This window comes from Mucilaginibacter sp. (genome assembly GCF_965225845.1).
In the GTDB taxonomy this organism is placed as follows: domain Bacteria; phylum Bacteroidota; class Bacteroidia; order Sphingobacteriales; family Sphingobacteriaceae; genus Mucilaginibacter.
In genome coordinates this window covers 2,436,348-2,449,945 of the sequence record NZ_CBDDBL010000002.1, presented here as the reverse complement: position 1 = coordinate 2,449,945, position 13,598 = coordinate 2,436,348, and the positions used below count along the sequence as shown (strand labels likewise).

The 13,598-nt window shown below is 41.1% G+C and carries 12 protein-coding genes and 1 tRNA gene; 4 read left to right on the top strand and 9 right to left on the bottom strand.

The window, feature by feature from the left end; all coding sequences use genetic code 11:
- The first annotated feature begins 336 nt into the window (after positions 1–336).
- A complete protein-coding gene (locus tag ACYZ0U_RS15135) occupies positions 337–1,809 on the top strand; it encodes a PAS domain-containing sensor histidine kinase (RefSeq protein ID WP_461453378.1) in 1,473 nt (490 codons plus the stop codon).
- A 19-nt stretch (positions 1,810–1,828) separates the two neighbouring features.
- Here the strand turns inward: ACYZ0U_RS15135 and ACYZ0U_RS15130 are convergent, their stop codons facing one another.
- From ACYZ0U_RS15130 to ACYZ0U_RS15100, 7 genes are all read right to left on the bottom strand, one after another.
- A complete protein-coding gene (locus ACYZ0U_RS15130) occupies positions 1,829–2,128 on the bottom strand; it encodes an FtsB family cell division protein (RefSeq protein WP_461453377.1) in 300 nt (99 codons plus the stop codon).
- 184 nt (positions 2,129–2,312) lie between these two features.
- On the bottom strand, positions 2,313–3,629 hold the full coding sequence (locus ACYZ0U_RS15125; RefSeq protein WP_461453376.1) for a DEAD/DEAH box helicase: 1,317 nt from the start codon (positions 3,627–3,629) through the stop codon (positions 2,313–2,315).
- A gap of 159 nt (positions 3,630–3,788) precedes the next feature.
- Positions 3,789–4,157 (bottom strand): hypothetical protein, encoded by a 369-nt coding sequence (locus tag ACYZ0U_RS15120; protein WP_461453375.1) that lies wholly within the window; start codon positions 4,155–4,157, stop codon positions 3,789–3,791.
- Positions 4,158–4,191: 34 nt separating this feature from the next.
- A complete protein-coding gene (locus ACYZ0U_RS15115; protein WP_461453374.1) occupies positions 4,192–6,312 on the bottom strand; it encodes a putative porin in 2,121 nt (706 codons plus the stop codon).
- Positions 6,312–7,127, bottom strand: a complete 816-nt coding sequence (locus ACYZ0U_RS15110) for a purine-nucleoside phosphorylase (RefSeq protein WP_461453373.1) — start codon at positions 7,125–7,127, stop codon at positions 6,312–6,314. The genes ACYZ0U_RS15115 and ACYZ0U_RS15110 overlap by 1 nt, the downstream gene beginning before the upstream one ends.
- Positions 7,090–8,163 carry a tetraacyldisaccharide 4'-kinase gene (gene lpxK, locus ACYZ0U_RS15105; RefSeq protein ID WP_461453372.1) on the bottom strand — a complete coding sequence of 358 codons (1,074 nt, stop codon included), beginning with the start codon at positions 8,161–8,163 and terminating at the stop codon, positions 7,090–7,092. The genes ACYZ0U_RS15110 and lpxK overlap by 38 nt, the downstream gene beginning before the upstream one ends.
- Positions 8,164–8,224: 61 nt before the next feature.
- On the bottom strand, positions 8,225–8,830 hold the full coding sequence (locus tag ACYZ0U_RS15100) for a hypothetical protein (RefSeq protein WP_461453371.1): 606 nt from the start codon (positions 8,828–8,830) through the stop codon (positions 8,225–8,227).
- A 101-nt stretch (positions 8,831–8,931) separates the two neighbouring features.
- On the opposite strand from ACYZ0U_RS15100, the gene ACYZ0U_RS15095 reads away from it, so the two are divergent.
- Complete coding sequence (locus ACYZ0U_RS15095) at positions 8,932–9,870, top strand: DUF5996 family protein (protein WP_461453370.1); 939 nt, start codon at positions 8,932–8,934, stop codon at positions 9,868–9,870.
- Positions 9,871–9,899: 29 nt separating this feature from the next.
- Here ACYZ0U_RS15095 and ACYZ0U_RS15090 read toward each other — a convergent pair whose 3' ends face one another.
- Together ACYZ0U_RS15090 and ACYZ0U_RS15085 are read right to left on the bottom strand one after the other, a co-directional pair.
- Positions 9,900–10,703 carry a (Fe-S)-binding protein gene (locus tag ACYZ0U_RS15090; protein WP_461453369.1) on the bottom strand — a complete coding sequence of 268 codons (804 nt, stop codon included), beginning with the start codon at positions 10,701–10,703 and terminating at the stop codon, positions 9,900–9,902.
- Between the two features lie 49 nt (positions 10,704–10,752).
- Positions 10,753–12,063 (bottom strand): 4Fe-4S dicluster domain-containing protein, encoded by a 1,311-nt coding sequence (locus ACYZ0U_RS15085; protein WP_461453368.1) that lies wholly within the window; start codon positions 12,061–12,063, stop codon positions 10,753–10,755.
- A 163-nt stretch (positions 12,064–12,226) separates the two neighbouring features.
- Between ACYZ0U_RS15085 and ACYZ0U_RS15080 the strand changes: the two genes are divergently transcribed.
- Together ACYZ0U_RS15080 and ACYZ0U_RS15075 are read left to right on the top strand one after the other, a co-directional pair.
- Positions 12,227–12,299 (top strand) — tRNA-Phe (locus ACYZ0U_RS15080).
- A gap of 575 nt (positions 12,300–12,874) precedes the next feature.
- On the top strand, positions 12,875–13,597 hold the full coding sequence (locus ACYZ0U_RS15075; protein ID WP_461453367.1) for an ImuA family protein: 723 nt from the start codon (positions 12,875–12,877) through the stop codon (positions 13,595–13,597).
- The last annotated feature ends 1 nt before the right edge of the window (position 13,598 follow it).

Genomic DNA, 13,598 nt, shown 5'->3' with positions numbered 1-13,598 from the left:
ATTAAATTTAGCTTCTGTATTGAGTCCACAAAATATGGTCTGCATATTAAGTAAACCAACTTTTTTATTTTTTTGGGGCGGGTTGCTTATCCGTTGTTAAAACCTGAATAACTATAATTAACTAATAGTTACGTTTTGCTATAAAATGTGAGTAAAAATATTGCTGTAAATGGCACGTTTATAGCTATTTATGCTTAGCCTTTATTATATTTGGACTCCTAATATTGATCAATTTTACTAAAATAACAACCTGGGGTTTTAATTAAGCGTATTAGCTACTTGTGGCACATATTTTACAGGTGCAACAGCGTTATATGGAATGGAACTGACTGATATATGAGTTTTACTGAAGATCACGATTCAAAAAATAGTGCATCCCAATTTACTCATGTAGTAAATAATATAAATGCGGGAATATGGGAGTTTAACATCAATACCAACGAAGTTAAGTGGTATGATGGCTTTTACCGTGTTTTAGGTTATGAGCCGGGTGAGATAGAAGCTTCTTATAACTTCTTTTATGATCACCTGCTTTATCACGGCGATAAAGGCATATTCTCCAAAGCTATTGCCGATCGCAATCCCGATAACAGTACCTTACAGATCCGCCTTTTAACCAAACATGGTTATCAATGGTTTGAAAGCTCAAGCCGAAGGGGAGATGATCTGGCGAACCCTAAAATTTATGGGTCGATAATTAATATCAACGCCTACAAAATATTAGAGTACCAATCATCACAAAAGGAACTTTGGTTTAACGAGGCAGGTAAGCTGGCTAAGGTTGCACTATGGGAGATAGAGGTGAACTCGATGAATTTAACCTTATCAGGAGAAGGTTACGAGATATTCGAGATCAATAATAACATAACGCTTACGGTTGATGAAGTTATTAGTTTTTTTGAACCGAAATATCGCCCGGATGTAAGCAGGGCATTGGAAAGCATTGTACGTTCCTGCCATTCATTTGATTTGGAGCTTCCTTTCCGAACCGCAAGGAACAGGCTTATTTGGGTGAGGTTTAAAGCTATGCCGATTATAGATAATTTAGGCAGATGCGTGAGCATTCGGGGAATACTACAAGATATCAGCGAAAGTAAAAAGAAGGAGCTGGAAACTAAAAGCTCACTGTCGCTTTCACACGATCAAAACAAACGTTTGCAGAATTTTGCCTATATGGTATCGCATAACCTTCGCTCACATACAGGCAACCTTGATTTTATGGTAAAGCTTTTTACCGAAACTGAGTCGGCAGACGAACGGACAGAGGTTTTTGAGCATATCAAATCGATCAGCTCGAGCCTGAACACTACCGTTAAGCACTTGGAAGAGATAGTAAAGATACAGGCTGAAATAAAGGATGATAAAACGATTATCTCTTTTGAAACAATATTTGAACAGGTGAAATGCGCACTGCAAAGTAACATTACTGATGTTGACGCGCATATTGAATACGACTTTAGCAAGTGTACAGAAATAAATTACATCCCGGCTTATATGGAAAGCATTTTCCAAAACCTGCTGACCAATGCAATAAAATACCGTAAAAAAAACCGCAGGTTACTGGTGAAGTGTTACACCTTCCAGATGAATGGCCATATTTACCTGATATTTGAAGATAACGGAATTGGGATTGATTTGGATAAGCACGGCGACAAGGTATTCGGTATGTATAAAACCTTCCATAACAATGATGATGCAAAAGGTATCGGGCTATTTATTACCCGTAGCCAGGTAGAATCATTAGGCGGAACCATTAAGGTTGAAAGTACCGTTGATGTAGGCACTAAGTTTACAATAAAGCTTTCTTAAAACAAATTGATCCGGGAGATCAATTATCTGATTTGTCTTTTACAATTACAAAAACATCCTCATTGTCCTTTTTCATCAGGTACTTTTCGCGCGCGAATTTCTCAAGTTGTGCCGGGTTGGATGTTAGTTCGCTCAGGTCTTTGCTAACCTTTGCGGTTTCTTTAGTGTAAAAATCACGCTCTGTTTTTAGCTTGCTTAATTGCTGGTGGTATTGGTATTGCGATAGCAGGTCGTTTTTATCAAAAAACAACATCCACACCAAAAAGGCTGCAGTAACCCAAAAAAACTTATTCCTGAAAAGTAGTACAAGGCGTTGCATATAATAAGGCAATTAAATTAATTAAAATTAAGGCAAAGTTTTGATTGCTGCAATAGGGATTATTAACTTATTAACAGTGGCGGTAAAATCATGCCATTGAAAGGGACGAAGCAATCGCAAACTTTGCATATTCACCTTGCTTCCGTGCGATTGCTTCGTTCCTCGCAATGACATTTAGAAATATTTAATCCCTTCTGCCGCCCCTGTTGCCCCAGCTGCCGCTTTTTTTGGCACCGCTCATGCCGCTGCCGCCACTATTGCCGCTGCCTGCACGGCCACGGTCCTTATTACCAAATCCGCGACCACGTTTAGGGCCACCGCCTGCTGTTTTTGCAGCTTCGGCTTTGGCTACCATGCTTTGCGGGCTCATGGGGTAGGGATGAGCTTCGTTGACGGGTATTTGTTTAGCAATAAGTTTATGAATGTCCTTTAAAAATGGTAATTCCTCCGAATCACAAAATGATAATGCTATACCACTTGCACCGGCCCTGCCTGTACGGCCAATACGGTGTACGTAAGTTTCGGGTACGTTAGGTAACTCGTAATTTATAACGTGTGTCAATTCATCAATATCAATACCACGGGCGGCGATGTCGGTAGCAATTAATACACGGGTAGTACGGTTTTTAAAGTTGGTTAAAGCCCGCTGACGCGCGTTTTGTGATTTATTACCATGGATAGCTTCGGCAGTAATGCCTGCCTTTACCAGGTCCTTAACTACCTTATCGGCGCCGTGTTTGGTACGGGTAAATACCAGCGCGGTTTTAATTTCTTTATCTTTCAGGATGTGGTTAAGCAGGGCACGCTTGTCGTTCTTCTCCACATAAAAAAGCTCCTGCTGAATGGTATCTGCTGTTGATGATACCGGGGTAACTTCCACCTTTTCGGGGCGGGTCAGGATGGTATCAGCCAAGGTTTGGATCTCTTTAGGCATGGTAGCTGAAAAGAACAATGTTTGCCTTTTTACAGGAACTTTTGCAATGATCTTTTTAACATCGTTTACAAAACCCATATCCAGCATACGGTCGGCTTCATCCAGAACCAGCATTTTAATATGGTCAAGATGAACGATGCGCTGCTGCATCAGATCCAATAAACGGCCGGGTGTTGCCACTAAAATATCAACTCCACGACGGATCGCATCCGCCTGCGGGTTTTGTGACACCCCACCAAAGATCACCAGGTGCTTTAAGCCGGTGTGCTTGCCATAATTGGCAAAGCTTTCGTCAATCTGAATAGCCAGCTCGCGGGTTGGGGTTAGTATAAGTGCCTTTATCGTTTTTTGCTCTTTATGCTGCAACCTGTCGTTATACAATAATTGCAGGATGGGTATTGCGAAAGCCGCGGTTTTACCGGTACCGGTTTGCGCGCAGCCAAGCAAATCGCGTTGTTGTAATATAATGGGGATGGATTGCTCCTGTATGGGCGTAGGTGTTGTATATCCCTCAGTTTTTAAGGCCCTGAGGATGGGCTCAATCAATTTTAAATTTTCGAATGACATGTAATGTTTTTAATATATGTGCTAACGCGATTGCATAAGCGGATCTGAAGAGTTGCCAGTGATCAAAACCGTAAGCGAACGGGTATTATGCCGCAAAGGTACGCTTTTTTATTGGGAAAGGGATTTTGTAGATTTGGATAGTATTCAGGTTTATTTTATTTAAAAATCAGAACTAAAAGACACGCTAGTGATACTTAAAAGTGTTGTGTCTATTTTTGCTGTGACTTTTTTCGTATCATTAACATCTTTATAAAAAATATAAGCATAATTTGAAATGGAAGCATTTCCATTTTTATTCATAACAGATAATGCAATATCATCGGGCTTAAATTCACCATTTGATAAAAGTCCAGGCCATTTGTAATCAATGAAAATAAAGCCTTTTTCTTTTAGCTTAGGTTCAATATACTTTGTCAATGCATTTTTAATTATAATGCGATAAATAAGAAATTGCAAAGCTATAATTAATGAAAAAAATAGAATTACTATAGGTATAAAAATAATCATGTCGGTTAATAAAAAAGCCACCGTTCAGGTGGCTTAAATATATAAACAAATTCTCTTAATTATAAAACGTCCATGAAACGCCGAACTTAAGCTGCGCATCTTCATTCGGGTAACGGTTCACGCTGTATGATCCTTTGCTGAACAGGCCCTGGTTGGCGTAATCATACATTACAAACAGGTTGGTGCGCATCAGCGTTGCTTTTATAAATACAGTTGCTTTTGGGTATGATGAAAAGGTAACATCGGGCCCGTTGTAAAACTGGCCTAAACCTACCGCGTAGGATGGTGCCAGGTAAGTGGTGTTATAACGGATATCGGTACCAATGCTGGTATTCAATACATTAAATAGCAATTTGGTGTAATATAAGCTGGTGTAAGTGTACAATGATGGCGTGCGCAATACATCCTCGTTATCTGTTTTTTGGTAGATGATGGTATTGTTAAAATGCCATCTCTTCCATGCTAAGTTTTTACTCAGCGTTATTTTTATCAGGTTTATAGGGGTGCTCAATTGTGTAGGATGGGCGTCGCTGCCACCGGCATCCGAAGCAAAATACAGGTAGTCGGTCAGCAGGAAATATTCCGCCTTCAAATCAAGCTGCAGTGGGGCGTTTATATAATTGAACGAAGCACTGTTGGTTTTTTGCTTACTAAAACTATTCTGAAAAATGTAGTGATTCGAGATCCAATCGGTATAAACCAACGGAGGCGAACTGTTTTGTGTATAAGCATCCAGTATAATTTTACCGGCTTTGTTACCGCCGGATAACATCAGCTTAAAATCATATAAAAAGTCGCCAAAATCCCGTCCCTGTACAATCTGATTCACATTGGCCTCAAAAGCGGCTTTGTTACTAAACCGGTAGCCGAGCCGACCTTTCAGGGTCAGATCCTCGAACGAAGTTTTTTGCACCTGTGCCTGCTGTGTAACCTGCTGGCCGTAAACGTTAACTACGGAGTCGCTTACGTATTGCGAATATTGATAAAAGTCCTGCGTTAACCCTACATCCAGCTTGATCTCGTTTTTAGCGGCTTTGCTTCTTAACGCAAAACTATAGGCAAAATCATTTTGAAGGTGATGAATAACTAATGAGTCGCGCGATCTGTTCGAACTGAAATAATAATCGGGGAACACGTGTGCAGTATCCTGGTCGTTCTGAATAAACTCGAATTTCTGCACATTGTAGTGGAAAGTATATGCTACGCGCTGCGTTGGGATAACTTTGGTGGTATCGCCGCCGTACGCTACGGTATCCACATGGCCTATATAGTAAAACTGTTTAATGTAAATGCCGTTGTCTTTCCAGTTTTCATAAGTATTGGGGAGCTTTACCGGGATGGTGGTTTTATCAACCAGCGTTTGGTCGAACACATTATTGTAGCTGCTTGACAGTGAACCCGTTTCCGGTGCTTTAACATTATTTAAAATTACATTGGCTAACAAGTTATAGCGCCTGCTTTTTGATTGGTACCAGGTAAATAAGGCTGCATTCAGGTTGCTTACATTTTGCTCGAGCACATCATTAGTAGAGTAAAACCCACGCGAACCCAGGAAATTAAGGTTAAAACCTACGTTCCAGTTTGGTTTAATATTTTGGGTGTGCACTACTTTAAAAATCTGTTCTGCGGTGCCCCCGGTAACTAAACTAAGTAAGCTATAAGGTGCACGGGCATTATAATAGTTAATATCCTCGGGGTGCAGCATGTAAATATCAAGCGTGTGCAAGCCGGGGTCAAAGCCAATGGTTTTTGATGGCACAAACATCAGGTCGCGGGCATCGAGGCCCAGGTGGCCGAGACTTATTTTAGGATCGCCCGGCTGGTAAAGCGGACTATAATTTTCGAAGTTATTTATGGTCGTATCCAGCGGAAAAAGCTGTGTGCTATCCCGCAGTAAACGTTCGGTAGTTACCCTGATGAATTTTGAAGTGAAAATAACGCTGTCACGCCTTAATTCCTCTTTTTTACGTAAGGTATCTATTTCCTGGTCGGCTGATAATTGCTTTACCTGCCGATGCGCAGTATCGGCAAACGGAGAAGTTTGTTGACCGTTATAACCGGGCTGGCCACCATATCCCGGGCCGGTATAACCTGGCTGATTAGGTACCTGGGCAAAAGCTGCCTGCGCAAATAATGCTATCAGTAATATTAATAAGTATTTAAATTTGTGAGGCATTAAAAACCGGCTATTAATTCTTTAAGTATCAAGGTCATTTTTGGCTCCGCTTGCTGCGCAATGGCCAGTATTTCTTCTATCGAAACCGGGTTAAGCACTTCCGGAAAACCCTCATCAGTCAACACCGATATGGCAAATACCGGCAACCCCATGTGGTTAGCCACTATTACTTCGGGCACGGTGCTCATCCCAACTGCATCTCCTCCAATTATTCTTAAATATTTGTACTCGGCCCTGGTTTCAAGGTTTGGGCCGGTTACAGCAACATAAACTCCCTTATGGCAGGTAATATTGTTTGCCTTTGCAATATCCAATGCTTTATTTATAAAGTCGGGGTTGTAAGGCCTGCTCATATCCGGGAAACGCGGGCCAAGTTCGTCCTCATTACGCCCGATGAGCGGGTTTGGAGGTTGCAGGTTTATATGGTCATCAATAACCATTAGGTCGCCTTTTTTAAAGTCAGGGTTTAATGATCCGCTGGCGTTTGATACCAGTAGCTTTTTTATGCCCAGCATTTTCATCACCCTAACCGGGAAGGTGATCTGCTGCATATTATAACCTTCGTAATAATGGAGGCGCCCCTGCATGGCAACAACTTTTATACCTGCAAGCGTACCAAATATCAGTTTACCCGAATGAAATTCCAATGTTGAGATCGGAAAATCAGGGATATTGCCATACATCAGTTGTTTTTCAACCTCAATTTCCTGTACAAGTGCGCCAAGGCCGGTGCCTAAAATTATACCCACTTCGGGTTCAAAATCGCCAATGCGGCTTTTAATGTATTTTGTGGTGTTCTGTATGCGTTCTAACATAGTCAATAACTAATCCATCGAACTTTTCCTGTTCGTTGTTTAAAAAATTAATACCGATAGGCATTACTAAAATGGGTAATTCCTTTGTTACCGGCAGCAACCTGTGTTCTGCCAATCTTTGGGCATCTTTTTCTGTAGTGATGATCACTTTATCAGCTGATCTGCACTCTGAAAATCCATCAGCAAGTTTAATGATATTTTTTAAGCTAAAGCGATGATGATCCGGATATTTATGGTGAATGATGTGCTGTGTATGTTTTTGAATGTGTTGCACCAATGGATCAGCGCTGGCAATACCAGTTATTAAAAATACGATAGTTTTTTCGGTTAATTTAACCGGAACAGCTTCGCCCTTAAAAGATTGCAATTGCTTATACGCTATCGACGTAAAAAAAACCTGCTGATTTTGAAACGGCTGAATCTTTTCTAAAGCAGCTGATTGCTCGCGCGATGATATTTCTTCAGGACATTTGGATATGATGATCACGTTTGCGCGTTTACGCCCATTAAACGGCTCGCGCAGGTTACCCGCGGGCAACAACAGGAGTGGTTCATCAATGCGATTATAGTCGAACAGTAAAAGGCTTAACCCCGGTTTTACCGCGCGATGCTGGTAAGCATCATCCATAATTACTAACTGATGATCAACCTTTAATTGCTTGATGCCAACAACCCTGTCTTCACACACAGCTACGGTGATCTCGGGAAATTTTTGATGAAACTGGGCAGGCTCATCACCTACAAGGTCGGCTATGGTACCGGGCGATTTCTCGTTTGCAACCAAATATCCTTTAGTGTTACGGCCATAACCGCGGCTTAAAGTTGCCATGCGGTATTTATTTTTAAGTAAACTGACCAGGTACTCCGTCATAGGGCTTTTCCCTGCACCGCCAACGTCAAGGTTGCCAACAGATATCACCGGGATATAAAACTTGCGGCTTTTAAACAAACCCGTATCATACAACCAGTTACGGATAATGACTACCAGCCCGTAAATAAGTGAAAAGGGAAACAGGAGCAAGCGCAGGTACTTCATATTTTGTGGTAAAGATAGGAAAATGCCATGAGGGTTAGCCAGTTGAATATTTTGAGAATTTCTATCTTGTCCGGTGATGAATAAGTATACGTTTTCGTAATCTAACGTAAATGTTAAAAGTGTCGTTTGTTAAATGAAAAATAGTTGGATTAGAACTTTCATCCGGATTATCTGCATGGAATTCCCGATTTACCGTAGCTGATATAACATTAACTGAAAAATACACCCCATCAAGTACAGTTCGGCCTTTTGTATCATTAAAATTAGTTCCGGTATAAATACTATCCAGCAATTTACTGTAATCAGGATAGTCGTTCAATGATATGCATACCGTATCACTGTCATACACATAATATTTTTCGGTGAGTTTGTATTTTGCCAGAGACACCTTTTCTATAATCCTGTAATCCGGATTATTATGAACTTTGTTTATTGAATCTTGTAATTTGATGTATTCAGGATCTTTTATTAATAATTGAAATCGAATACTATCCAAAACTGAATAAATAATCCTAACTGAATCTTCTGTCTTTACTATATTAAACCAATGTCCCTGTCCGATCAGCGGAGCTGAGGCTTCAATTTTAATTGAATAATTGTTATTGTTTTTTTGAGCAAATGAAAAGTTCGGTATAATTATTACCAATAAGATAATTATGAGTTTCATTAGGTTTTAGTTTTACTCAAAAATAGTTTTTATATAGGTAGTATCCTTTTCAACTAAACATTTTGCCATTAAAAATCTTTGTTAAGATAAAATCTCCAATAATGGCATCACAAATTACAACCCCGACCCAATGGCCCGAGCTGGCTTTTGAAGATTTAAAGGATACTTTAGAAACCGTGCAGCTTTGGGCGCAAATTGTGGGTAAGATCCGCCTGAAGAAAACACCCTGGATAAACCATAGCTGGCACGTTACGCTTTATATTTCGCCGCGTGGGCTGACTACCGGAAATATTCCTTATGGGGGCGGTAGTTTTCAGATCGATTTTGACTTTGTTGACCATGAGCTGCAAATTATTGCAAGCAACGGGCTTAAGGAAAGTTTCGCCCTGCAAGGCCTTTCGGTAGCCGGTTTTTATAGAGAAATATTCTTAATGTTGAACGCAATGGGTGTTGAAGTGGAAATATATGCTAAACCCAATGAACTGGAAGTAGCCATACCCTTTGCAAAAGATGAACAGCATAAAACTTACGATGCAACGCAAATGAATTTATACTGGCAGGCTTTGGTAAGGATCAATGCGGTTTTCCTGCGGTTTAGGGCGGAATTCACCGGTAAATGCAGCCCGGTTCATTTGTTTTGGGGCGCGTTTGACCTGGCTGTTACCCGCTTCTCAGGCCGCGAAGCGCCATTGCATACGGGCGGCGCGCCTAATATGCCTGTTAAGGTAATGCAGGAAGCTTATTCGCATGAGGTAAGCAGTGCAGGTTTTTGGGGTGGGAGCGAAGCTTTTCCGCACCCTGCTTTTTACAGTTATTGTTACCCAACCCCGGCAGATTTCGGCAGCCAGTTTATTGAACCGAGCGAAGCCTTCTACAGTAATGAGATGGGCGAATATTTTTTATTGTATGAGGTGGTACAACGCTCCGAAAACCCGGAAAAGGTGTTACTGCAATTTTTAAGATCGACATACAATGCTGTAGCTAAAACCGGTAATTGGGACAACAAACTTTGTTGCGATTTAACAGGGTTTGAGCGATAGATTTTACAGCGTTTTAATAACTAAATTGTTTACAATCCATTAGCCCTTGCAGTAATTTCGGCAATATCCAGCACTTTAATTTCTTCTTCTTTATCACGGTGTTTTACGCCGTCGGTCAGCATCGTCATACAAAACGGACAGGCAGCTGCCACAACCGTAGCGTTAATGGAGATCACCTCATCAATACGTTCATCGTTGATTTCTTTGTTACCCTTCTCAGCCTCTTTAAACATTTGCGCGCCGCCGGCACCACAGCATAAACCGTTGGATTTGCAGCGCTTCATTTCAACAAGCTCGGTATCTAAAATCTCTAATGCCGCACGCGGGGCTTCATATACGCCATTTCCGCGGCCTAAATAGCATGGGTCATGATAAGTAATGCGCCTGCCTTTAAAGCTTTCACCGCCTTCGGCCTTTAATTTGCCTTCGTCAATTAATTGCTGGATAAGTTGGGTATGGTGGATCACTTCATAGGTGCCACCCAGGCCCGGGTATTCGTTCTTAATCGTATTAAAACAATGTGGACAGCCGGTTACTATTTTTTTTATGTTATAACCGTTAAGCACTTCAATATTGGTCATGGCCTGCATTTGGAACAGGAATTCGTTGCCTGCGCGTTTTGCCGGGTCACCGGTACAGCTTTCCTCGGTACCCAAAACGGCAAAGCTCATACCCATATGCTGCAAGATCTTGCAAATATCGCGGGTTATTTTCTGTGCCCGTTCATCAAAACTGCCCGCGCATCCAACCCAAAATAAAATCTCAGGTTCCTTGCCTTCAGCAAGCAATTCGGCCATGGTAGGTACCTTAAGTTCGGTTATTGTATTATCCATTTTGTAAGTTCTTATCATCTGCATATTTGCTCATCAGCATATTTGCACATTATTTATTGTTCTCCGCCCAATTAAACCTGTCTGCCTGCGAGTATTTCCATGGGGCACCATTGTTCTCCATATTACCGAACATGTTGTTTAAACTTGCAGGCGACTGTGCTTCTTCCATCACTGCATATCGGCGCAGCTCAGTAATAATCTCCAATGGGTTGATATTTACCGGGCAAGCCTCAACGCAGGCATTACAGGTAGTGCAAGCCCAAATTTCTTCGCGAGTGATGTAGGTATCTAATAAAGTTTTGCCATCATCATGGTCTTTACCATTCAAATCGATGTTTTTGCCAACTTCGGTAACCCGGTCACGCGTATCCATCATGATCTTTCGCGGCGATAGTAGTTTGCCGGTAATATTTGCCGGGCAAACTGATGTACAGCGGCCGCACTCGGTACAGGTATAAGCCTCCATCAGGTTTTTCCAGGTGAGATCGGTAACATCCCTGGCGCCAAAGCGGCTTATTTCACCTTCTTCAGGAGCAGGATGTGTGAATGATGGATCGAGCATAGCCTTAACCTCGTTAGTAACTGATGGCATATTAGTAAATTTGCCTTTAAGATTCAGGTTAGAATAATAAACATTCGGGAACGCCAGCAAAATGTGAAAGTGCTTTGAGTATGGCAAATAATTTAAAAATGCCAGTATCCCGCAAATATGGAACCACCAGCAACTGCGTTCCAAAATAACTAAAGCATGAGCGCTGTTTGGCAAAAGTGGCGTTATTAAACTACTAACCGGAAAATTACCGGCTTTAATATACTCGCCAAAATGCAATGCCTGTAATTTAAAGTCGGCGGCATTCATGGTCAGGAAAGCTGTCATCAGCAGTATTTCGATGCAAAGAATATAATTCGCATCAGACTTTGGCCAATCGGTCATTTCTACACCGCTGAACCTTTTTAATTGTATGATGTTTCTGCGGATCAGGAAAACTACGCAGGAGATAAGTACTAAAACTGCCAGTACTTCAAAACTACCGATCAGCAAGCCATATAAACTACCCAATGGTTTTGAAAATATGCGGTGCGAACCAAATATCCCATCGATCATGATCTCCATCACTTCCAGGTTGATGATAACAAATCCCACGTAAATAAAAAAATGCATCACGGCAGCCACTGGACGTTTAACCATTTTGCTTTGGCCCAAAGCTACACTGGCCATTATGCGCCAGCGTTTGGCGGGCTGATCGGATCGGTCAGTATCTTTACCCAATAAAATATTGCGCCTTATTTTAGCTACGTTTTTACTGAAAAGGTAAATAGCGGCTGCGAGTATGATAATAAAGATTAATTGGCCAATCATATTATGCTTGCATAGTATTTTTCAAATATAGTTAATTGGATGATTTGGCAAATATTTGTATGAATTAAATTATTCTGCAATGAAAATCAGCTAATTAAAAGCTTTTTTATAAAAAAGTTTCTATAAATAAAAAAACAAACTACATTTGCACTCCTCAAACGGCGGTATCATAGCTCAGTCGGTAGAGCAAAGGACTGAAAATCCTTGTGTCGCTGGTTCGATCCCAGCTGATACCACAAATACTGTAGACCTCTTAAGTCATCTTAAGGGGTCTTTTTATACTCTAATGTGTCGTCCACGCTCTAAACGCAGTTTAATAAATCTGTTAATTAATTACTCGGGTTAAGGTTGCTGTGGTGTTGAAGTTTACTTTCTGTGTTGTTTTCGTTGGTTTTAATTGGACTTTGGCGCATTGCTGGCACGTTTGTTAATGACTTTTGTTGTTCAAAGACTTCATGAAGTGTTTAATTCATTTGTTCAAATCTAAGTTAAGTGGTTGAATAATTAAAGCCATCAACTTAGGTTTGTAGCAATCAAGAAAGAAAGGAAACGGAATAAATGTAGGGTAGAGGGTAAGGTTGTGTTTATGCTGTAGTCTTTCGTTCGCTTCAGCAGCTACACACCTACCTTTGCTTGCTATTATGCACTCACTCTCACCCACCAACTTCTTAAAGTATAAAGAATATCTCCTTGTCATTACTTTCAACAAGACAACAGTTACAAACTATTTTTAAACAACCATGAATTGCTAATAATATTAGCATTAGCTTTGTGTTCAAATGCAAGGCTTCTATGAAGCTGTACAGTCAATATGGAAACAAAGAGGGACATCATAGGCAAGCTGCAAAAAGAGATACTTTTGATGCAGGGTTTCAAACCTCACTCATCGGGTGAGGTTGATGACACCGGTCTGAGTTTTGTAAATACAGCTTTTCCAAATGGCGTGTTTCCTAAAGGCGCATTGCATGAGTTTATTACGGCTGAACGTGAAAATGCTGCTGCTTCAGGTGGATTTATAGCAGGCTTACTAAAAGCCTTAATGGTACATGATGGGGCTTGCCTTTGGATAAGTACCGCAAGATTGATCTTTCCACCCTCACTAAAACTTTTCAATGTCGAACCTGACCGCATCATATTCGTTGACCTCAAGAGAGACAAGGATGTGTTATGGGCAACCGAAGAAGCCCTTAAATGTGATGGATTAGCAGCGGTGATAGCGGAGCTGAAAGACATAACTTTCATGCAGTCAAGGCGACTGCAATTAGCTGTAGAGAAAAGTAAAGTAACCGGTTTCATACTAAGAAGTGATGCAAGCAAAGTAAGCGCAAGCACTTGTGTAGCGAGGTGGCAGATCAAGCCATTGCCAAGTGAAGTTGAGAAAGATATGCCAGGCGTAGGTTTCCCGCGTTGGCATGTTGAACTTTTAAAAGTGCGCAATGGTAACCCGGGCTCATGGAAGATAGAATGGTCAGCGGATGGGTTCCAGCAGGTAAATGAAGTAACGTTTAAACAAGAGAAAAGAAAAGTTGGATAAG

Coding starts and splice junctions, on each gene's coding strand:
- ACYZ0U_RS15125 (WP_461453376.1), bottom strand. CDS start 3,629: ATGTCATTCGAAAATTTAAAATTGATTGAGCCCATCCTCAGGGCCTTA.
- ACYZ0U_RS15130 (WP_461453377.1), bottom strand. CDS start 2,128: ATGCAACGCCTTGTACTACTTTTCAGGAATAAGTTTTTTTGGGTTACT.
- ACYZ0U_RS15095 (WP_461453370.1), top strand. CDS start 8,932: ATGGCATCACAAATTACAACCCCGACCCAATGGCCCGAGCTGGCTTTT.
- ACYZ0U_RS15090 (WP_461453369.1), bottom strand. CDS start 10,703: ATGGATAATACAATAACCGAACTTAAGGTACCTACCATGGCCGAATTG.
- ACYZ0U_RS15135 (WP_461453378.1), top strand. CDS start 337: ATGAGTTTTACTGAAGATCACGATTCAAAAAATAGTGCATCCCAATTT.
- ACYZ0U_RS15075 (WP_461453367.1), top strand. CDS start 12,875: ATGGAAACAAAGAGGGACATCATAGGCAAGCTGCAAAAAGAGATACTT.
- ACYZ0U_RS15110 (WP_461453373.1), bottom strand. CDS start 7,127: ATGTTAGAACGCATACAGAACACCACAAAATACATTAAAAGCCGCATT.
- ACYZ0U_RS15100 (WP_461453371.1), bottom strand. CDS start 8,830: ATGAAACTCATAATTATCTTATTGGTAATAATTATACCGAACTTTTCA.
- ACYZ0U_RS15085 (WP_461453368.1), bottom strand. CDS start 12,063: ATGATTGGCCAATTAATCTTTATTATCATACTCGCAGCCGCTATTTAC.
- ACYZ0U_RS15115 (WP_461453374.1), bottom strand. CDS start 6,312: ATGCCTCACAAATTTAAATACTTATTAATATTACTGATAGCATTATTT.
- lpxK (WP_461453372.1), bottom strand. CDS start 8,163: ATGAAGTACCTGCGCTTGCTCCTGTTTCCCTTTTCACTTATTTACGGG.